Here is an 18,458-nt window from a genome sequence, read left to right as displayed (position 1 = left end):
AGCAGCTTCATCACGGCTGCTTTCATGAATTTAGATGTTGCGGGCATCTAAAAAATTCGAAGGAGAGTCATCTAGCGATGACGTTATTTAGGAGAGTTTCCAGCGCGTGTTGCTCTGGAATATCTATAATATTACAGCTTAATTGTGAATAAATTGTGTTTTTAGTTTAAGCATTTTGAGAACAAATTATGAGAAAAAATAGATGCGCGATAATTAAATGTCGTGCTTTCATTAGTGAAATAGGGTACAATGTAAGTGTAATAAAATTTTGGAGGAACTCATGAAGATTTTTGCTTACGGTATTCGTGATGATGAAAAGCCATCACTTGAAGAATGGAAAGCTGCCAACCCAGAGGTTGAAGTTGACTATACACAAGATTTGTTGACACCTGAAACAGCTAAATTAGCTGAAGGGGCTGATTCAGCTGTTGTTTATCAACAATTGGATTATACTCGTGAAACATTGACTGCTTTAGCTAATGTTGGTGTTACTAACTTGTCTTTGCGTAATGTTGGAACAGATAACATTGATTTTGATGCTGCGCGTGAATTCAGTTTTAATATTTCAAATGTCCCAGTTTATTCACCAAATGCAATTGCTGAACATTCAATGATTCAATTGTCACGTTTGCTACGTCGTACAAAAGCTTTGGATGCAAAGATTGCTAAGCATGATTTGCGTTGGGCACCAACAATTGGTCGCGAAATGCGTATGCAAACTGTTGGTGTTATTGGTACAGGTCATATTGGCCGTGTTGCCATTAACATTTTAAAGGGATTTGGCGCAAAAGTGATTGCCTACGACAAGTTCCCAAATGCTGAATTGCAAGCTGAAGGTTTGTATGTTGACACACTTGATGAATTGTATGCGCAAGCAGACGCCATTTCACTTTACGTGCCAGGTGTTCCTGAAAATCATCATTTGATTAACGCTGATGCGATTTCAAAGATGAAAGACGGTGTTGTTATCATGAACGCTGCTCGTGGTAATTTGATGGACATTGATGCCGTGATTGATGGTTTGAATTCTGGTAAAATTTCTGATTTTGGTATGGATGTTTACGAAAACGAAGTTGGTTTGTTCAATGAAGATTGGTCAGACAAGGAATTCCCAGATCCAAAGATTGCTGATTTGATTGCACGCGAAAATGTTTTGGTTACACCACATACAGCTTTCTATACAACAAAGGCTGTCTTAGAAATGGTTCACCAATCATTTGATGCCGCGGTTGCATTTGCAAAAGGTGAAACACCAGCCATTGCAGTTAAATATTAATTGAACGTATTTTACAAACATAAAACTGTTAAATTCCCAGACTAGACATCTGGGAATTTTTATGCGGGGTACTTGTGAAATAATAATCAAGTGATATAATTGTTAGTGTAATATATTTATGTGCTGTGTTGTTGAGATAGTGGGAGACATCACAAGCGTTGGAAAGAGGAAATTTGATATGACTATCAAAGCAGACGGCCAGAAATGGTCATCAAAAGCGTCGCAGGAAGTTCGGAATGAGGCTTATGCACGCAAAGCAAAAGAAAATGCGCCCGTGGCCTTTAGTGGTCAAACTAATTTACATTTAAAGGATTTTTTCTTTAAAGTATTATCAGGATCAGCTCAGGGAATTTTGATTGGTGTTTTGCCATCGGCTGTGATGAAATACATTATTCAATATTCAGGTTTAGGCACAACTGCTTTTGGTGCTAACTTGAGTGCTATTCTAACTTTATTTACATCGTTGATTCCATTTTTAATTGGTATGGCTGTTGCTTTACAATTTAAGATGAAGAGCTTGGATGTTGGTGTTGTGGCTATTGCAACAGCGGTTGCATCTGGTTCAATCAAATGGGCAGTTGCGCCAGCAGGGTTTGTTAACCCAGTAACTGGTTTGAAATCAGTTGCGCCAGCAAACATTTACATTGCCAGTGGTGCTGGTGATGTTATCAATGCTATGATTGTGTCTGCGATTGCTGTCTTTGTGACATGGTTAGTAGCCCGCTATTTGAAAGGATTTGGTTCAGTTGCAATTATTTTGAGCCCAATTATTGTCGGCGGTGGTGTTGGATTAATTGGTAAATCTATTGCACCTTATGTTGGTGATATTACGACTTGGATTGGTAACTTGGTGGAAACATTTACAAAGTTAGCGCCAATCCCAATGGCAATGTTGATTGCTATGGCGTTTGCAATTATCATTATCACACCTGTGTCAACTGTTGGTATTGCCTTGGCAATTAGTTTGTCTGGTATTGGTTCAGGTGCCGCAGCGATGGGTGTTGTAGCAACGACTATCGTCTTGCTAATTAATTCTTGGAAGGTGAATAAGCCCGGTGTAACGGTTGCGATTGCTTTGGGTGCTATGAAAGGTATGATGCCTTCTGTATTTGCTAAGCCTGTAACAATGTTGCCATTCTTATTGACGGCCGCAATTTCAGGTATCCCGGTAGCGCTATTTAATATTCAAGGAACACCAACAACCGCTGGATTTGGTTACATTGGTTTGGTTTCTCCAATTCAGTCAATGGTTAAAGATGCTGCAGTGCCATCATCAGTGATGAATAACTTCATCAATCCATTTGTGGCGATTATTGCATGGTTAGTCATTCCAGTCATTGCAGGATTCATTGCACAATTTGTTTTCAGTAAGTTATTGAAATTATATACACCAATGGATTTCCAACAAGACTTGTAATTTATAATAAAAAATACAATGGCTTAACAAAGCCATTGTATTTTGGGGTTATAGTATAGAGGGAGTACGGCTGGTTCGCAATCAGCAAACACGGGTTCGATTCCCGTTAGCTCCAATTAACATTTCATGGCGTTGCATAAGGTTTCAAAAACCTTGATGTAGCGCTTTTTCTTATGAAAAACGTTGCACTGTATTTCATAGCATTTCACACAAAATGGGAAACTTTTAGGGAAACATTTTAAATACGCAAGTAGGCAGTGTAACGGCGTTTGAGCCGTTTTTTGGTGCAAATAATTGCCAACAATGTACAAATTATATTTATCCCAATGAGTATAAGCCGATTTTTATATCCATGCATTGGCCTTTTTATAAATACCTGTATCTAAATTATGGGTAGTATATTCTAATAATAAAGCATATAAGTAATCAAGGTCAGAGTGGCGCATTTTAGTCGCTCACACTTGATGTCTTAATAAGTGTATACTTGCCTAAAACAGGAGATTGTACTTTATGGTTACAGTTGGAGAAGCTTACAGAGTAATTAATAATTTTGAAAACTCAACAAACAAGTTACCGTACTTTAGTGATAAGCAAAATTTTCACATTGGCAATAACTATATTATTTATGAAGATCAACAAATACACTGGTTAGAATGGTTAAAAACCAAAGATGAGGATAGCGACTTTAAAGATGTATATAATCATATTCGCTGCGCACCAATGCTATGTTATTTGGCAGACTCATTAAATTTTATTACTTATCCAGTCGTAAATGAAATTAGAGCTATGAAAGGCGTTAATAATAAAAATGCATCTCAAGAGGCTGGTACGTTTAGAAAAAAAATAACGTACGATATGATTAAGGTACCTTTAATTAAACTAGTGAAGTGATTGAGCTAGTTAAACAAGTCAAAGGAGTAGTAGAAAAAATGACTAAATATTATATTTACAAGGTTCATTATACTGATAATCATGACCAGTTTGATGAGGTTGAAGTTTTTCGCACTATTGATGGTCAAAAGTTCTCAATAAAGACAACTACCAAAATTAAAAGGGATGCCATGATTGAGAAAATGATGGCCGGAGTTATATTTGAGACAATTCATCAAAAATTTGGTTCTACTAAATGGTATCGTGGCAAAGAAATTATCATTGATGATGATAGTTATATCAAAACGGAAAGCAGTGTGAAAAAGTCTGATAATTTAGGTAGACTGCCAGAATACTGATAATGAATAAGGTTCTGAATAGACACTAAAATTTAAATTTGTAGAGAAGTGATATCAAAAAGGCTGAATTATTTTGTTAAAATGCACGTCGTTCCACATGGCTAGATATTTGATTTGCTTTAATAGCGTAACTAGGTTATGCTTAGTTCAAACACGAGATGTGTTTTACCCCAAATGGGTTTTTCTAATTCTTTCTGTGAGTTGTGTGCTTATTACAGCAGTTAATCCTTTATAAACAAAATCATTGCCCTTTGGGGCTTTTTATTTGCTTTAGTGTTGGATATAGTCTATGCTGGGTCAAACACTTAAAGTGTTTTTCCCTAGCGAGATAATATTAAATCGCACACATTGTTGAAATACAAAATCCCTTTTTACACCTCTTTATAGCTCTAATGTCCCCGCTGGGGCTTTTTTATTGCTATATTTATTGAAAACACGTATGCTTAGTGAAGACACCGGTGGTGTCGAAGATCCGATGAATAGAAGTTTGATCTCCAAATAATGATAAGATAATTTTTTGTAAGACATTTCTATTCATCGGATCTTTTTATTTGCTATTTCTGTTATTGTAACGTAGTATACAGAGCGTAGGACGTAAGCGGAAAGCGTCTTGCACGTTCTTTGATGTAGAGCACACCCATTAGATAGGTGTGTTTTTATTATATAAGTACAATAGCAAGTGGATATATGATGTATTATGATAGGGCAGTGCAATGTTTGCTGTCGCCCAAGACCATTTCATATGTATTCTGCTCGGTTAGTTATTTTTTTAGATGCTTCTAATTTCAAAATAATTTTTAGCGCTATTAGCTTTTTATATCGCTTTTAGATTTAGTAACAGTGGTTTCGATTTAACCCTGATAAACTTGACTGTATCAAGCTGCAGTCCATTATACATATAAAATAGCTATTGTTTACAATGTGTGCTATACTAGTTTTATTGAACGAAACGGAGATTTTGCTCAATAGTCTAGCAGTATACTTGTTTAATTAGTTAGTAATTTTAGTTGCATATGTGATATTTGTTGATTGGTACAGAGAGACCGTTAATAACTTAAGTATTATACTTGTTTATTTAATTAATGATTTTAGTTTTAGGATGTATATAAGTTTTTATCAAGAAGCCTGTTAGGCTTTTTTTGTTTGTTTCAAAGTAGCTAAGTTAGTAGAAAATTTTTGTGATTTTTCTTTGCCGCTTATTTTCAAATGGTCAGATATTTTATTTCTAACAATGGTTCTATTTTTTCAATAAAAAAGCATAAAAACATTTTATCTTTGTAGATGTTCAAGACAGAATATTAAAATTAGGAAAGGCTGGGCACATCCATAAATGTCGTAATCGATATATAATTAATAAAAATTATTTTTCAGCATATCAGTAGAAAAAGACCCATGAGAATTTATACGAAATATAATGTATATATGCAGTATAATATTCAAAGAATACTAACTAATTGGAGAGGTAACTGTGACAAATACATGTACTAATAGAGCGATAATCCAACGTTGTTTTTCGGGGATGATAGACTGATAACGTTCAAATAAGTATAGGCACGAGAATACTGTATTTGTGCAAGAAATTAAACGACTGGTGAATGAGTTCTGTAAACAACTAAAACCGGAGCTTAAAGATATGTGTGTCAGCAAGTACAAAGAGAATAAGCCATTTATAGAGTTTTACAATGTTGTTGCACCTACTGGTTACATTATGGCATTGAATAAAGAACTTAATCAGATAGTGAACCAGATTGAACGACCACAAGAGCGTTTATACGCATGATATGATGTTGAGTGTATTTATACTGATAGTGTTTTAAAGTAGCTTATATGGCTTTGCAGGGGGGGCTATGGGTACGATAAAAGGAAAACGTAGTATAGTTCTCGTCTTCTGTACAGGTGCCAAAATTAATTATTTGAAAAGTCCCCAAAAATAACTTTTGATAGTGACAAAATGAAAAACGAGGTGTGATCATGGCAGATAGAACAGATAAAATGTTGAGAGATTATTTTTCAGGAAGATTGAAGCTAATGGCAGAGGTTGAGCCACGATACAAGCAAGACATGGCAGACATTAAATTTTGTTTGTCAGTCATCAAGCCAGAACACAGCGAAGTAATCAAACGATATTACAGTGATAAGTTTATAACCTGGGAAGAAGTTGTGAGTGAAGCAGGTAAGAGTCACTTAAGTTTAAGAACATGGCGTAACGACTTTAAAACGTTATTGAATGTGATGACACAACACGGGGATGAATTTATTAGGTTGAGACATGAAGCATTACAAGCATAGTACTTTTTTGTTTGCTATGCTTTTGAATCAGAACGCTCGCTATCACAGAGTGTTATAGTGAGCATGTATTTATCGAGTGACAAGTAGCTAGTAGGCTATTTAAAGGTATATAATTGAAACATACTAAATGGGAGTTCTTATTCATGTACGCAAAACGTTTTATACAGCTATTTATTATATTTCTAATAACGATTTTTTTCTCCATGATTTTTGTAGTTTACTTTAATATTAAAGGCTATTTAGCGCAGTCCCTTGTGTTATCTTTAGTTGGTTACGTCATTTTAGTAATTCCGTTAACAATACTAACGCTGCTGAAACAGCGAAAGAAGTTTAGTCACGATTCAGGAATAGGTAAAAGCAATAATATATTTCAGAATTCCTTAAACGTCTTGGATAATATTATTATTCTCTCAACTATTTCATCGGACAACATTGCTAATTCGAGTATCATAACGTTTAAGCAATCTAATTCTGAGGAAAATGTTTTCTACTGTGTTACAAAAAAAGACAGCACACGCGTCAAAAATATTAGATTCAACAACAAGGTATCCATAGCTACTTGGTTTGATAAACAGACCGGATATAGGATGAGTTCGAACTCCGTTGTTGCTGAAAATATCGAGAACAAAGCGATGAATGATGAAGTCATTCAGCATCCAGAAATTAAAAAACTATCTGATGATTTTAGTAATAATGTTATTATTAAGCTGAAAATTAATTCTGCTTTGGTTGAGTCATTTCAGTCTAGCCCTGTTGTAGTTGATTTTGCTTAGTTTAATCGATTTATTAAAATTAAAAAATGCTTTCTCTTAATATATCGAGAGAAAGCATTTTTGTGTATTTGTTGATTAAGTTAGCATATTTTTTACTGGCATATCCCACTGGTTACGCGAAAAATTGTCAATTAATTGTGGTGGTAACACTAACGAAATTGTGTCTTTACTATATTCAGATAATACACGGTCGAAAAATCCGGCGCCATATCCCACTCGATAATTATCTGGTGTAAAAGCTACCCCTGGAACAATCATTAGATCAATCTCGTTTAAGCTGTGTGCAAGATTTTCTTCCTGATTAGGTTCTAAAATACCAAAATTAGATTTGCTTAATCTATTTTTACTATAATCGAACCAAAGTAAATCTTTTTTTGAGACTCTGGGGATGAACACTTTTTTACCAACATTGATAGCCATATCTATTATTGGTTGAGTGTTAAGTTCATTTTCCATGCTCATTGTCACTGCCACAGTCGAAGCATCTTGCCATAACTGACAATTAAATAGTTGTGTGTATAGTCTAGTTTCGTGTTTGAGCTTATCATCTGGTTTATAAGAGTTTAAGTTCTCCAAAATATATGTTCTGATTTCTTGTTTTTCTGACAACATAAATTAATACCTCGTACAATCCAAAAGTTATTCTGACAGTATCTTAGCAACGACCTTTTTTAAGTTTGGGACAACTTCTTTTTCAAACCATTTATTTTTCTTAAGCCATATATTATTTCTGGGAGAGGGATGAACAATAGGAAAATAATTAGGAAGATAGTTCTTGTAATTTTTAATAACATCAGTTATTTTGTCTGAACTTCTAAGATTTAGATAATATTTTTGAGAATAAGAACCAACTAGAATAATTAACTTCACGTCAGCCATTTTGTTCAATAAGCGCGGATGCCACTTATCTGCAATGCCTTTTCGAGGTGGTAAATCACCAGATTTAGACTTGCCGGGGTAATAAAAATCCATTGGTATAACACCAATCATCCCCGAATTATAGAATATATCCTTATCAACGCCCAGCCATTCACGTAAACGATCACCTGAGGCGTCATTCCACATAATTCCGGTATTTTGAACTCGTAAACTTGGTGCTTGACCGATTATGACAATTCTAGCATTTGTGGGTGCATTATAAATTGGCTTTAATCCAAGTTGAGTGAACTGTTTGTTGGCAGGATCCTGTTCGATTTCATCAAAAATACTCATGTTTTTTCTCCCCTGGTTTTCTAATGTTTCAATTCAATTATAAACCTGTGGTAATGTGATTGAAAAATTATTGTAGTTCAGAACAGGAATTAGTCTATTTTTTGAACTGGAAAGATTAATACATGACTTGTGTCCAAACCAATTTTCAGTTTAACTCGGATTATTCAATTAAATATTAGATGTTGTATTATACCCCCGCCCTTGTTACCAGATTGTAGATCTCACACATACCGTTTTCTTATAAAAATGTTTAATTTTGAAAATTTTTTTTATAGGGGGTGTCCCACAAACGTTGATATAAAGGCTTTTATAAATTTCAGTGCAAAACAGAGGAATGTTGTTATACGAACGTTTACAGCTTACTAATTTCTAAAACGGGCATAGTTTATTACTACTGCCACAAGGGATTAGCACGCTTTACATCCAAATTACCGTAAAAAGTATCCCCTAAACCCACCCTATTTTTTTGTAGTTAGGGTTACTTTAGCTACCACTTTTAAGCCTATTTTTGAGTTAAGGACCCTACAACGTTGCTAGATTAACCTTGTCAAGACCCCCCTATAAAAAATAATCGAAAATTGTTGTTTCGACACAAGACGAGCCCTATGTGTGCGCTCTCCCAGACAGCAAAGTGGGGCGGGGGTGTAAATTATAATAGGCTACAAATGTAAACTAAAATTATTTATTGCTTATCATCCCCGTATAATTTGTTATGTCACTTTGTTTCAGAGTGTTAAAATGGGTCACAGACATGTTGTTGTCCCTTGAAAGGATAACGTCAACTATCACAGAGAGTTATAGCGGATATTTGTTATCGTTTGAAACGATAGCGGAAAAGTCCGAAGTCATTTGAAACGACCACCAGATGAGTTCGTTATAAATTTGATTGATAACGGATATAATCTCATCCACGTATCAGTGAGCAAGATATAGCTGGTGTATTTGTTTTAAAACAAGCTAGATAGCGTGTAAATTTGCGTTTGACATGTTGATTAGTGTATTTATACCAGACAGACATTAAACACTTAAACCGTCTCTCACAGCTTAATAGAATACATAAAAAAGGCACGGACTAGATAATACAAGTTCGCGCTTTTTTGATTTATACGTTTGTTCAAATATGGGGATGACATAAAATGATTTAGTGTTAAAAATGTAAGCAAAAGCAAGCATTAAAAGTCTTAAAGATGTTAGTAAATGTTAGTAAGTAAGGTCACAAAAATGTTATCAAATGTCAACATGCAAGGTTGCAAAAATCCTAGCATTTACTAGCATGGAAATACCAACAAATACCTACATTCGTACACGTTTAACCATTGTTATAAATGGCTTTATAGTGCGACGCAAACGTTATTACAGCGAGTTACATAGTTACAAAAAAGGTTACATTTTGCGTTGCAACCTTTTATTTTTTTCACGAGTGACAAAATATTTAAAAATACTATTGACTTTTTGAAATGAGGGGGTGTTAAGATACTTGCCTAAAGTACGATAGTGATATAATATTTTAAAATGATAAAGGGTGGGCTAATTTGTGAATACTGATGTGATATTTATGATGATTGCGGTGTGGTTTGTTGCACTTGTATTTGTTTTAGGGATAATGCTCGATAATGTGAAAAGGGACATAACAAAAATTTTAGATAAAAAAATTAACGAATTAAAATGATTTTATTTTATACTAACTTCGAAGTACGACAGTAAACTAGTATCTGGACTAAAAACATTTTCAGCTTGAAGTGTGCCAAGTAATTGATAAGTCTCACCGTCCTCAATGTCGGGAATGGTGATACCATCCATTATAAAATTTCCCGTTATATTAATAGTGTTATCTTTCATGATATATCCTCCTCGATCAGATTTTGGAACTATTACATCAAAATCGCGAGAAGTTATGAATTTTCCGTCTTGACGACGAAGAGCCACAGTGAATGTATATTTTTTTTCAAAGTGAATTTTGAATAGAGACACATATATAGGAATTGCAAAAGTCTTCTGCTTCTTTGATAATTCAACGCGTAAAGCAGGTTCCTTGTCTACAGCTGGGAAAAAAGTAGCTATTCGTTCTTTAAATACCATTATTTCATCACCTCTATTGATTGCTTTGAGCTAATATTTTTGTCTTTAATAGCCTTCGACATTATTTCTAATTGAGAGTTATTACGTTCTTTTACTTCATTTAAGTCTTGTTCGATTTTATCCAGTCGCTGGTCTAATGTTAATCGCCAACTAACAACTTCAAACAGTACATAAAATGTGAATCCTATGATAGCGGAAAGTGTAATAGCGTTAGTGGTACTCATTTTTAAAAAATGCGAGCATATAAAGGTTACTAGGCTAACAATGCCAGTTTGTATATTTTTGTTCATAATCATGATCCCTTTTAGTGTCTAATATAAAAAAGACATGTGCTTTATTTTAAAGACTTCTTTGTCTAGTATGTATACATGCTACAAGTGATTTCTTTTCATATTCTCTTTATCATTCTCACCTTCATTTATAAATTTAACATTGCATTCTTGTCGTATTGACTTTTTAACGTGAACGCTTGGCACGTATGTACGCACTCTGTGAGTGCTTTTATTTTTTAAATGAACGATAACTACAGATTTTCTAAATACGACAATATTTTCTTCTGAACACCGTTTTGATTATTAGAAAAGTCGAGAATATTAAACATACTCTTCATATCATCTGGGGAATTAGACATAATAAAGGAGTGAGAGGTTGACTCTAACATTTTTAAATCATTATAGTTATTACCGAATACAATGGTGTCCTCAGGACTGACATTGAAATACTCTTGGAGATTTTTTACACCCACGACTTTATCAATATTGTCATGTTGTATTAAATAAAAATCAAAGCCTGAACCGAGACAAGAAAAGCTGTTCGGGATGATATTCTGAATCATTCGAGATAATGTTTTATTAGTAATAGAGCCGTTTCCAATGACGGCCATACCAAGAACATTGTCATTGTAAAGTTCCTCAATATCATTTATTTTGCCTATGACATGTAGAAGTGGGAAATACTTATTTGCCTCTACAAGTGCTTCACCATTATGGCTTAGGAAGTAAGCCCCTTCTTGGCCGAGGTAAAGTTTTTGTTTTAGGTGCGTAGTGACCGTCTGATCTGATAAGACGTTGTCTAATGATTTCAGTTCCTCATGTGTTAATTTTTCGGAGTACAGTAAGCGATTTCCTATATATACTGAAGCCCCGTTTTGACATATAAAGTTTATATGTGTTTGATATTTTTCAAACTGCTTAACCAAACGCATGTACTGTGACCCACTAGCAACGGCAAACTGTACGTTTTTCTTTTGACACAGTTCTAGTATTACTTCAAACATTTTGGTATCAAAACTGTGGTGGTCGTTTAAAAAAGTTCCATCCATATCAGTAACGATTAATTTAGTCATGTTAATATTCTCTCCGCTATTTAGAAAAAATGTTCAATAAAATGCTATTAGCACAGTGTCATCCCCGCCCATTGTTTGAACAGGGAACCGATGTACAGAGCAGGCTCCCTTGTTAAAATAACGGGTTATTTTTTCGTTTTATCATGTTGCTTGTCCTTGTTATATTGTTCAACAGTTTTACCGCTTGCGAATGCACCGATTATTGATTGAAATAAGTTTATTATTGCTGTTAACATGGCATTTACACTTTCTTTTTAGACATTTATAGTAAATGGTTTATCTTGCTACTATCTGTAAAAGGTTGTTTGTTTATTAGTAAACAGTTCACTCATCAATCGAGTGGCTGTCATGTTGGCTTGCTTTTCAGCAAGTAGTGTCTTATATCGCTTTTTGTTTGAATAATCAGCGGGGATGTCATCCGCATGGCCATACTCGTGTAGCGCTGTCATAAGCTGTACATAATCGTTGTCATTCTCATTGAGATATATGGCTTTGCTGTCATAGTCGATACAACCATGAAAGTTCGTGGATGATACGTCAATAAAGTAAAAAGCGTAGTTAGGTAGTAAATCTAATACATGTTCAAGGTCTGTCATATAGTGATAACCTCACATGATTAGATACGACGTCTGTGTTTCATAGCAAGTTGCACCATTTTTATGATGTCCTCACGTTCCTCATCTGATACATCTGGATCAATGCTGTAAGCGATATGGCGTTGATTAGGTGTTAAAGGCTCATTTTCATCCCCGTTATCATCCGCAACAGGCGTTTTAAGCGCGTTATCTGTTTTGCCTTGTAGATACTCTACTGTGGTATCTAAGGCGTCAGCAATCAGTGAGAGCATGGCATAAGAGGGATTATTACGGTCAGTCTCGTAGTTAGCAATCGCCATACGAGAGGCATTAATTTTTTCAGCAAGTTCACTTTGAGTGAGCTTTTTTTGTTTGCGTAATTCTTTTATACGGTTAGCAGTTATAGACATAATAATTACCTTTAAGAATTTATTAAGAGCTTAGTAAAAAATAAAACTAAGTTAAGAAAGTATAAACTGTATTGTTTATTAACTAATCATTGTTTATAGTTTATTTATCTAATGTTTATTAAATAAACAATTATTTTGTAGCTGATTAGTATATACACATATCATACCAGACAATACAGGTCAATTAAAGCTAAATAGAGACATTTAAGTGCAAGAGTGAACCACTATAAAAGCAACGAGATAGGAGAAATTATCATGACAGTAGCAAATGCATTATTCACAGAGCAAGAAGTAATCAAGGAAACTAACAGCGCATTGGAAGACATCCAAGAAACGTTAGCTCTTTCATTGGTTGATAGTTTGAAAGCAGGCGACCATATCACAACACCAACAGTCATTAACATGTTGAAAGATTTAGAGGACATGCAACTCAAGTATTACGACCGTTTGGAAGACAACGAGAACGCGCAAGGATCATTCAAGAACCAAGAACAATCTGGAGATGAGGAAACAGCAGAATGAAAATACCACGTTCAGAACAAGAAACAATCGTGATTTATGACGTTGAAGTAGGTAAGTGGCATATTGATACCACTTACCCACCACACATCAGAAAATACACGCCTGCTATGGGAGAAATTGAGGAAAAAACGCAAGATAGGTTAGCAGGTTGGATAAGTGATGATTATAGTGGCTCATTCATGACAAGAAAGCGTAAAACTCTCACGGATGAGCAACGTCAACAGGTAGTAGAGCAACTAAGAAAGGGACAAGAACAATGAGTATCACAATTTGGTTAGGGCAAGTAATCACGATCATTGTATTAGTGGGTGGCGCTTTTGTCGCTGGTATGGTGGTAGGCGACAGTCACAAGGGAGGACGTAAGGCATGAATTTGTACATCAAAACGTTGAATAAGCTGTTTGAGACATTGCCTAGCATTGCAGAGAGTGAAGCAATCAAAGGGCATGACAAAGCACGGGCAGAGATTATGACAGCCTATGAACATCTAGACAAGGCAATGACACGCCTAGTCATTGATAACGTGTAAAGGGGATGACATGGCAGTAACAAATGATGACATTATGAACGAGCCACGAGCAGTGAAACACCAACACGTTTGGAAACAAGCTAAGAATGTTGCTAAGCATTTTGATGTTAGCGTAAGTACAGTCAAGAGCTGGAAAAATCGAGGGCTGATAACAGGTTATAAACATGATGGCATAATCATTTATGACGTGTTAGTGATTGAACGTGATTTGTTTCAAATAGAAAACTAGAAAGGAATGCAGAGCATGAAAAAGGGCACAAAAAAAGCACATCCCCTACCGACCAAAGTTGTGGATGAGCCTTGCTACAAACGCCCTATACATGGCTTTTGCTATACACATTTTAACATGAAAGAAGAACATTTAACAGATATTGAACATCAATTTCTCAGCGCTTTACCAGACGGGAGGGACAATGCAGTTACGCTGTTAAAGCTATCTAGGACATTGCACATTGGCAAACATCAAGCGAGTGAAATTGTTGCAAGGTTACGTAATGCGGGCTACCTAGTGGGTAGCAGTAAAAGCCGTCCGAATGGGGTGTATTTCATCATCACAGCGCAAGAGTTTTGGGAGACGGTCAACACAATCAAGAAAAGCATTCAAAGCCAACAAGCAACGTTAGACGCTTTGATGATCCATGAAGAAAGATTTACGAGGGAATAAACATGACAGAATTAAGTATTCACGGGTTTAATGCTAATGCAGTCACAGCAACTAAGCCAAGAAAATATACAGCTACCGATTATCTTAAAACTCAACTTATCTTTTTGAAACGTTTGCGTTATGAGCTAGATGAGGAGATGGACAGCAACACCAAAATAGTGACAATGGTTGATATGCAGATTGTTAATATTGAAGTCCAGTACCACGAATTAACAGGTAAGGAGTGGGACGAAGTATGAAACAATCACAACGAGTAGCGGTTAATCATGCCTTAGAAAGTGTGATGAGTGCAAAGAGCCTTGTAGACCTAGCGAGGTATCAAAAAGAGCCACAGAAACTCATGAGTATGTTGCTTAGAGTTGGGACTAACCTTGATGAGGTTGAGACACGTTTGCAGACACTCAAAGGCAGGGTGTGACCATGAATAGGTGGGAACATGTCAGACAATATCAACAGGCAGGCGCTTATGTATTTATGGCGTTACCTAATCAAAAGTATAATGCGGTTGGGGGTGGGTTTAATAATAGCTTTGCTAACGGGGATGAATTAAGGCAGTGGATAACCCAACATCCAGAGTATCAAAATGGCAACATTGGGATAGACCTATCCAAAAGTAATCTAGTTGTTGTTGATATTGATAAGCATGAGCAGAATGGGATGGCTAGTATCTTATCGTGGTTTAAAACACATCATATTGCACCTGATACATTACAAGATACCTACGTAGAACAAACACCCACAGGCGGACTACATGCTTTCTATCTCATCCCCAGTGGGCAAGACAAACCAAAGCATGTGATCAATGCGATTAGTGGTGTAGACGTTTTGAGCAATACAGCAGTGATGACAGTACCATCAACAATGACAGGCGGGCAATATCGACAAATCACTAGTTTTGACAAAATTAAGCCCGTACCAACGTGGGTATATGACTTAGCAAATGGTTTGGGTACTGATAGACCTAACATTCATTACAAGGCAAAATATAGCCTTGCAGATAGGTGGAAAATGACAATTAATGGATTTAAGACAGGGGAACGAAATAATCAAGCTATGAGTTTAGCAGGCTGTCTGTTTGCCATTGATGTCACACCACAAGATATATATGACATTATGCAGACAGTCAATGAACGGAGTAACGAACCATTACCAGATCATGAATTAAATACCGTATATATGAGTGCTAGAAGACGTGAGGAGAAAAAGCGATCAAGGATGAGTGACTATGGCAGAGATTGATACAACGGCATTACCAACAAGGCAGACTATCCCTGGTTGGTTAAACACAAACGATAACGGGGATGTTAAAGGCATTGATACTTTGAAATTGAGTGAAGCAATTATCAAAGATAGTCCCGTCATTGGTGTCCCTTTCAACGGGAGCATTAGATACTACAAATACAATGGTATCTCACGGGAAAACCTAACCGAGAAATCAGCGAGGGCTTATATTGAACGTGAAGCACTGGAAAAGTTAAAACGATACCATGCTTACAATGTAAAACGCATGCAAGATGTGAGCAAAACAACGCTTATTCAAACGATTAGTGAACACAACCCGTTTGAAGACCAACGCACCGATATTATCGCCTTTAAAAATGGGACTTATGAGATTGAGACAGGTAATATCACACCTAATCTACAATCACATTATCTAGTCAACGGTCATGATATTGAGATTAACAAAGACGGGCAAGCACCTAATATTGAAGCATGGGGCGGTTATTTATTTGGTAACTCATGGCAGTTTATCAAAGAGTTACTAGGGTATGCTTTCATCCCCGAATATAAGACCTTTAATACCATTGCAATCATTGTGGATGAAATGGGTGGGACTGGTAAAAGTTATTTCTTTGATACAATCGTGTTCCCGCTATTAGGAACTAAAAACATTGTCGCAAAGGATATGGACACAATCGCAGGCAGTAACGGCAAGAGTGCAAGATTTGGTATTATTGGGCTATTTGAGAAGTTGAGTAATATTCATTTAGATCTACCAGATACCCGTATTGAAGTACCTGACACATTAAGGAGTTTATAAGGTGGCGACAGAATAGACGTTGAAGCCAAAAATGCGGACGCCTTAAGTTTAAAATTCTATGCTTTGTTGTTGTTTGGAGCAAACCAGACACCAAACATAGCCGTCAATGTAGCGTTATCACAGCGTATCAAGATTGTACCCGTGACAGCACCAAGAGCCAGAGAGCGACCACAGGAACAAGCCAAGCGAGCGTTATTGTGGGATGAGAAACAAGCCGTTAAGGAAGTTGGGGCGTTTGCGTATAGTGTATTAACAGCCTATCAACAAGCCAAGCAACGGGGCAAGTTTTCAACTAGTGATGAGATTGAGACGGCAACAAGAGAATGGCTAGAACGGCAAGATTTAGTCACTACTTTTTTAAAGGATGTGAGCCGTGATGACGATAATTTATACAGCGGTGGTGTTACCAAAGACCAGACCTGGAAATTATTCCAGTTATGGCTAAGCGAGAATGCTATTAATTCAAAAATACAGCGCAACCAGTTTAATGACAAAATGGAGCAATTAGGATATGTTTCAATTAGAACCAGACAACACCAGTCATCAGAGGAAACGGTCAACCCCGTTTGGAGTTGGGATGGTTTAGATTTAGACCCGTATTTTAATGAATAAAGGTAACTTGTGCCACAAAAACAGGGGTTAAACCTATGGTGTGAGTGCGTTTTGTCTCAAAATGTGCCTTTTCAGTGTCATGCCTAAAACGTGAAATATGTTGCGCCACAAGGATTACAGCCTATGTGTCAATAGTGTCACTACTTTTCTATAAAAAAATAAATATATACATATAGGTTTGTAGTATAGAAAAAACATGACACATTTGGCACAAAGAGACAAAATATCTTTATATCAAGGATTTTAGGGGTTTAAAGCATGAAATTCATGACACAAAACAGTCCTATTTTTTGACACAACCCACAAAATTAGCAGAAAGAGACCGAAAAGGGGATGAAATGAATTATATAGTTGGCTTTATATTTATAACATTAATTGTTTATATCTTTGAACAGAACAGGCGTATTCATTATTTAGTGAAGCAAAATATCGAGCAAGAAAATTTAAAAGTGATCCAAGACCACCAGTATGACACATTAAAGCATTTGACTAATATGTTAGATAACACGTTAAAGGCTTTGGGTTATGATTATCGACAATTTGATAAAAATAATTTTACTAAGCATGAACCCACACCAGAGCAAATACAACAGTTATGGCAAAGTCAGCAACGAGAGATTAAACAATCAGATCATGAGGCGACACAGTTTGATGTTGAGTTGAAGAAAGGCGGATTGTACGCTTGGTGGCATAGTTTTAGGGATTGATAGACAAAAGTGGACATAACTAAACGTACATTTTGAGTAGCTGAAATACAGTGGTTGCAAGGGCTTAGCTTATGAACATTAAAATACAGAGGTTGGATTTTACTAGTAAGGAAGTGTTATGGATATTTACCAATACATGGCTCGTTTAAAGCCACGAGAAAGAACGTATGCAGAGCGAGAAAGTAGTATGTTTTATGTTTACATCCATGAACTGGTTACAAGTGAACTGATTAAACGTAAACTCATTACTCGTAAGTCAATGCAATTTGTAATCAGCTACACAACGCATGGTAATAAGACCAGAGCTTATCAGGAAACACATCCCATGGCTAGTAAACGAACAGCCAATGTCAATGCTCACAAATACTACAAGCGGTTTGATGTTTATGTAGCCCAGTCTATAACAATGTATCTCGTTCATAAAAGTAGATTAGAGTTAGCATGGGCAGTTAAAGATATTAATAAAATAGGCATAGAAAGGTATGTTAATCAGCTTATACAAGAAATCTGGAAAGGAAAGATATGACAGCAAGTAATAATAGTTCACATCCCCAGCAGTGGGCTATGTGGTTAAAACGCAGTGAAGCGCACAAATACATCAGTGTAGCCGACAATACTTTTATCAAGCGATACGTGAAGACGGGCAAGGTAAAAGGTTATCCAACAGAACATGGCACGAGATACAATCGTGATGAAATTGATGAAGCTGTGAGACATTATTATGATTAACAATGTTTAAGAAAGTGTTAAGCTGAAAACAACATCATAACAGTGTGAAA

The 18,458-nt window shown here is 36.0% G+C and carries 26 protein-coding genes and 1 tRNA gene; 20 read left to right on the top strand and 7 right to left on the bottom strand.

The window, feature by feature from the left end:
* Nucleotides 1-280 precede the first annotated feature (280 nt).
* The 7 genes from ACI3ES_RS08755 (at nt 281) to ACI3ES_RS08725 (ending at nt 6,984) form a co-directional block, all read left to right on the top strand.
* Entirely contained in the window at nt 281-1,276 is a 996-nt protein-coding gene (locus ACI3ES_RS08755) for a D-2-hydroxyacid dehydrogenase (RefSeq protein ID WP_114666904.1), read from the top strand.
* A gap of 178 nt (nt 1,277-1,454) precedes the next feature.
* Entirely contained in the window at nt 1,455-2,693 is a 1,239-nt protein-coding gene (locus tag ACI3ES_RS08750; RefSeq protein ID WP_080519200.1) for a PTS sugar transporter subunit IIC, read from the top strand.
* A 44-nt stretch (nt 2,694-2,737) separates the two neighbouring features.
* Nucleotides 2,738-2,808 (top strand) — tRNA-Ala (locus ACI3ES_RS08745).
* Between the two features lie 395 nt (nt 2,809-3,203).
* A complete protein-coding gene (locus ACI3ES_RS08740) occupies nt 3,204-3,584 on the top strand; it encodes a hypothetical protein (RefSeq protein ID WP_080519201.1) in 381 nt (126 codons plus the stop codon).
* 38 nt (nt 3,585-3,622) lie between these two features.
* Nucleotides 3,623-3,922 (top strand): DUF3892 domain-containing protein, encoded by a 300-nt coding sequence (locus ACI3ES_RS08735; protein WP_004910753.1) that lies wholly within the window; start codon nt 3,623-3,625, stop codon nt 3,920-3,922.
* Between the two features lie 1,971 nt (nt 3,923-5,893).
* Entirely contained in the window at nt 5,894-6,211 is a 318-nt protein-coding gene (locus ACI3ES_RS08730; protein WP_142511903.1) for a hypothetical protein, read from the top strand.
* Between the two features lie 143 nt (nt 6,212-6,354).
* On the top strand, nt 6,355-6,984 hold the full coding sequence (locus tag ACI3ES_RS08725) for a pyridoxamine 5'-phosphate oxidase family protein (protein ID WP_114666902.1): 630 nt from the start codon (nt 6,355-6,357) through the stop codon (nt 6,982-6,984).
* Nucleotides 6,985-7,059: 75 nt separating this feature from the next.
* Here ACI3ES_RS08725 and ACI3ES_RS08720 read toward each other — a convergent pair whose 3' ends face one another.
* The 7 genes from ACI3ES_RS08720 to ACI3ES_RS08690 form a co-directional block, all read right to left on the bottom strand.
* Nucleotides 7,060-7,596: a 5-formyltetrahydrofolate cyclo-ligase gene (locus ACI3ES_RS08720; protein WP_080519466.1), complete on the bottom strand. Its 537-nt coding sequence runs from the start codon at nt 7,594-7,596 to the stop codon at nt 7,060-7,062.
* Between the two features lie 27 nt (nt 7,597-7,623).
* Nucleotides 7,624-8,196 carry a uracil-DNA glycosylase family protein gene (locus ACI3ES_RS08715; RefSeq protein WP_114666901.1) on the bottom strand — a complete coding sequence of 191 codons (573 nt, stop codon included), beginning with the start codon at nt 8,194-8,196 and terminating at the stop codon, nt 7,624-7,626.
* Nucleotides 8,197-9,867: 1,671 nt separating this feature from the next.
* Nucleotides 9,868-10,275 carry a hypothetical protein gene (locus tag ACI3ES_RS08710; protein WP_114666900.1) on the bottom strand — a complete coding sequence of 136 codons (408 nt, stop codon included), beginning with the start codon at nt 10,273-10,275 and terminating at the stop codon, nt 9,868-9,870.
* On the bottom strand, nt 10,275-10,565 hold the full coding sequence (locus ACI3ES_RS08705; RefSeq protein ID WP_114666899.1) for a hypothetical protein: 291 nt from the start codon (nt 10,563-10,565) through the stop codon (nt 10,275-10,277). Before ACI3ES_RS08705 ends, ACI3ES_RS08710 begins: the two co-directional genes overlap by 1 nt.
* 233 nt (nt 10,566-10,798) lie before the next feature.
* Complete coding sequence (locus ACI3ES_RS08700) at nt 10,799-11,620, bottom strand: HAD-IIB family hydrolase (RefSeq protein WP_114666898.1); 822 nt, start codon at nt 11,618-11,620, stop codon at nt 10,799-10,801.
* A 287-nt stretch (nt 11,621-11,907) separates the two neighbouring features.
* Entirely contained in the window at nt 11,908-12,216 is a 309-nt protein-coding gene (locus ACI3ES_RS08695; protein WP_142511367.1) for an ImmA/IrrE family metallo-endopeptidase, read from the bottom strand.
* Nucleotides 12,217-12,236: 20 nt separating this feature from the next.
* Entirely contained in the window at nt 12,237-12,605 is a 369-nt protein-coding gene (locus ACI3ES_RS08690; protein ID WP_114666896.1) for a helix-turn-helix domain-containing protein, read from the bottom strand.
* Nucleotides 12,606-12,860: 255 nt separating this feature from the next.
* Between ACI3ES_RS08690 and ACI3ES_RS08685 the strand changes: the two genes are divergently transcribed.
* From ACI3ES_RS08685 to ACI3ES_RS08625, 13 genes are all read left to right on the top strand, one after another.
* Nucleotides 12,861-13,127 (top strand): hypothetical protein, encoded by a 267-nt coding sequence (locus tag ACI3ES_RS08685; RefSeq protein WP_114666895.1) that lies wholly within the window; start codon nt 12,861-12,863, stop codon nt 13,125-13,127.
* Nucleotides 13,124-13,387, top strand: coding sequence for a hypothetical protein (locus tag ACI3ES_RS08680; protein WP_114666894.1), 264 nt, complete (start codon nt 13,124-13,126; stop codon nt 13,385-13,387). Before ACI3ES_RS08685 ends, ACI3ES_RS08680 begins: the two co-directional genes overlap by 4 nt.
* Before the next feature lie 106 nt (nt 13,388-13,493).
* Nucleotides 13,494-13,655, top strand: a complete 162-nt coding sequence (locus ACI3ES_RS08675; RefSeq protein ID WP_114666893.1) for a serine/threonine protein kinase — start codon at nt 13,494-13,496, stop codon at nt 13,653-13,655.
* A gap of 10 nt (nt 13,656-13,665) precedes the next feature.
* The gene (locus tag ACI3ES_RS08670; protein ID WP_114666892.1) at nt 13,666-13,884 is read left to right on the top strand and encodes a hypothetical protein; all 219 of its coding nucleotides are present in this window, start codon (nt 13,666-13,668) and stop codon (nt 13,882-13,884) included.
* Nucleotides 13,885-13,899: 15 nt separating this feature from the next.
* Nucleotides 13,900-14,319: a helix-turn-helix domain-containing protein gene (locus ACI3ES_RS08665; protein WP_242029669.1), complete on the top strand. Its 420-nt coding sequence runs from the start codon at nt 13,900-13,902 to the stop codon at nt 14,317-14,319.
* 2 nt (nt 14,320-14,321) lie between these two features.
* Nucleotides 14,322-14,558: a hypothetical protein gene (locus tag ACI3ES_RS08660; RefSeq protein ID WP_114666891.1), complete on the top strand. Its 237-nt coding sequence runs from the start codon at nt 14,322-14,324 to the stop codon at nt 14,556-14,558.
* The gene (locus ACI3ES_RS08655) at nt 14,555-14,737 is read left to right on the top strand and encodes a hypothetical protein (RefSeq protein WP_114666890.1); all 183 of its coding nucleotides are present in this window, start codon (nt 14,555-14,557) and stop codon (nt 14,735-14,737) included. The genes ACI3ES_RS08660 and ACI3ES_RS08655 overlap by 4 nt, the downstream gene beginning before the upstream one ends.
* Before the next feature lie 2 nt (nt 14,738-14,739).
* On the top strand, nt 14,740-15,558 hold the full coding sequence (locus ACI3ES_RS08650; RefSeq protein ID WP_114666889.1) for a bifunctional DNA primase/polymerase: 819 nt from the start codon (nt 14,740-14,742) through the stop codon (nt 15,556-15,558).
* The gene (locus tag ACI3ES_RS08645) at nt 15,545-16,360 is read left to right on the top strand and encodes a hypothetical protein (RefSeq protein ID WP_407631971.1); all 816 of its coding nucleotides are present in this window, start codon (nt 15,545-15,547) and stop codon (nt 16,358-16,360) included. The genes ACI3ES_RS08650 and ACI3ES_RS08645 overlap by 14 nt, the downstream gene beginning before the upstream one ends.
* 141 nt (nt 16,361-16,501) lie before the next feature.
* Complete coding sequence (locus ACI3ES_RS08640; protein ID WP_242029665.1) at nt 16,502-16,972, top strand: hypothetical protein; 471 nt, start codon at nt 16,502-16,504, stop codon at nt 16,970-16,972.
* A 338-nt stretch (nt 16,973-17,310) separates the two neighbouring features.
* Nucleotides 17,311-17,679 carry a hypothetical protein gene (locus ACI3ES_RS08635; RefSeq protein ID WP_114666888.1) on the top strand — a complete coding sequence of 123 codons (369 nt, stop codon included), beginning with the start codon at nt 17,311-17,313 and terminating at the stop codon, nt 17,677-17,679.
* Between the two features lie 118 nt (nt 17,680-17,797).
* Complete coding sequence (locus ACI3ES_RS08630; RefSeq protein WP_114666887.1) at nt 17,798-18,205, top strand: hypothetical protein; 408 nt, start codon at nt 17,798-17,800, stop codon at nt 18,203-18,205.
* The gene (locus tag ACI3ES_RS08625) at nt 18,202-18,408 is read left to right on the top strand and encodes a hypothetical protein (protein ID WP_114666886.1); all 207 of its coding nucleotides are present in this window, start codon (nt 18,202-18,204) and stop codon (nt 18,406-18,408) included. Before ACI3ES_RS08630 ends, ACI3ES_RS08625 begins: the two co-directional genes overlap by 4 nt.
* Nucleotides 18,409-18,458 lie beyond the last annotated feature (50 nt).

The sequence above is a fragment of the Leuconostoc falkenbergense genome (assembly GCF_045801155.1).
GTDB lineage: Bacteria > Bacillota > Bacilli > Lactobacillales > Lactobacillaceae > Leuconostoc > Leuconostoc falkenbergense.
The sequence above is the reverse complement of the archived record's forward strand: the minus strand, read 5'-3'. Positions and strand labels throughout refer to the sequence as shown.

Bases quoted from the DNA above. Each gene is read 5' to 3' on its own strand.
- ACI3ES_RS08730 (WP_142511903.1), top strand. From the start codon at position 5,894: ATGGCAGATAGAACAGATAAAATGTTGAGAGATTATTTTTCAGGAAGA.
- ACI3ES_RS08725 (WP_114666902.1), top strand. From the start codon at position 6,355: ATGTACGCAAAACGTTTTATACAGCTATTTATTATATTTCTAATAACG.
- ACI3ES_RS08630 (WP_114666887.1), top strand. From the start codon at position 17,798: ATGGATATTTACCAATACATGGCTCGTTTAAAGCCACGAGAAAGAACG.
- ACI3ES_RS08635 (WP_114666888.1), top strand. From the start codon at position 17,311: ATGAATTATATAGTTGGCTTTATATTTATAACATTAATTGTTTATATC.
- ACI3ES_RS08625 (WP_114666886.1), top strand. From the start codon at position 18,202: ATGACAGCAAGTAATAATAGTTCACATCCCCAGCAGTGGGCTATGTGG.
- ACI3ES_RS08660 (WP_114666891.1), top strand. From the start codon at position 14,322: ATGACAGAATTAAGTATTCACGGGTTTAATGCTAATGCAGTCACAGCA.
- ACI3ES_RS08720 (WP_080519466.1), bottom strand. From the start codon at position 7,596: ATGTTGTCAGAAAAACAAGAAATCAGAACATATATTTTGGAGAACTTA.
- ACI3ES_RS08740 (WP_080519201.1), top strand. From the start codon at position 3,204: ATGGTTACAGTTGGAGAAGCTTACAGAGTAATTAATAATTTTGAAAAC.
- ACI3ES_RS08700 (WP_114666898.1), bottom strand. From the start codon at position 11,620: ATGACTAAATTAATCGTTACTGATATGGATGGAACTTTTTTAAACGAC.
- ACI3ES_RS08695 (WP_142511367.1), bottom strand. From the start codon at position 12,216: ATGACAGACCTTGAACATGTATTAGATTTACTACCTAACTACGCTTTT.
- ACI3ES_RS08680 (WP_114666894.1), top strand. From the start codon at position 13,124: ATGAAAATACCACGTTCAGAACAAGAAACAATCGTGATTTATGACGTT.
- ACI3ES_RS08645 (WP_407631971.1), top strand. From the start codon at position 15,545: ATGGCAGAGATTGATACAACGGCATTACCAACAAGGCAGACTATCCCT.
- ACI3ES_RS08665 (WP_242029669.1), top strand. From the start codon at position 13,900: ATGAAAAAGGGCACAAAAAAAGCACATCCCCTACCGACCAAAGTTGTG.
- ACI3ES_RS08705 (WP_114666899.1), bottom strand. From the start codon at position 10,565: ATGAACAAAAATATACAAACTGGCATTGTTAGCCTAGTAACCTTTATA.
- ACI3ES_RS08735 (WP_004910753.1), top strand. From the start codon at position 3,623: ATGACTAAATATTATATTTACAAGGTTCATTATACTGATAATCATGAC.
- ACI3ES_RS08750 (WP_080519200.1), top strand. From the start codon at position 1,455: ATGACTATCAAAGCAGACGGCCAGAAATGGTCATCAAAAGCGTCGCAG.
- ACI3ES_RS08650 (WP_114666889.1), top strand. From the start codon at position 14,740: ATGAATAGGTGGGAACATGTCAGACAATATCAACAGGCAGGCGCTTAT.
- ACI3ES_RS08685 (WP_114666895.1), top strand. From the start codon at position 12,861: ATGACAGTAGCAAATGCATTATTCACAGAGCAAGAAGTAATCAAGGAA.
- ACI3ES_RS08755 (WP_114666904.1), top strand. From the start codon at position 281: ATGAAGATTTTTGCTTACGGTATTCGTGATGATGAAAAGCCATCACTT.
- ACI3ES_RS08670 (WP_114666892.1), top strand. From the start codon at position 13,666: ATGGCAGTAACAAATGATGACATTATGAACGAGCCACGAGCAGTGAAA.
- ACI3ES_RS08715 (WP_114666901.1), bottom strand. From the start codon at position 8,196: ATGAGTATTTTTGATGAAATCGAACAGGATCCTGCCAACAAACAGTTC.
- ACI3ES_RS08710 (WP_114666900.1), bottom strand. From the start codon at position 10,275: ATGGTATTTAAAGAACGAATAGCTACTTTTTTCCCAGCTGTAGACAAG.
- ACI3ES_RS08690 (WP_114666896.1), bottom strand. From the start codon at position 12,605: ATGTCTATAACTGCTAACCGTATAAAAGAATTACGCAAACAAAAAAAG.
- ACI3ES_RS08655 (WP_114666890.1), top strand. From the start codon at position 14,555: ATGAAACAATCACAACGAGTAGCGGTTAATCATGCCTTAGAAAGTGTG.
- ACI3ES_RS08675 (WP_114666893.1), top strand. From the start codon at position 13,494: ATGAATTTGTACATCAAAACGTTGAATAAGCTGTTTGAGACATTGCCT.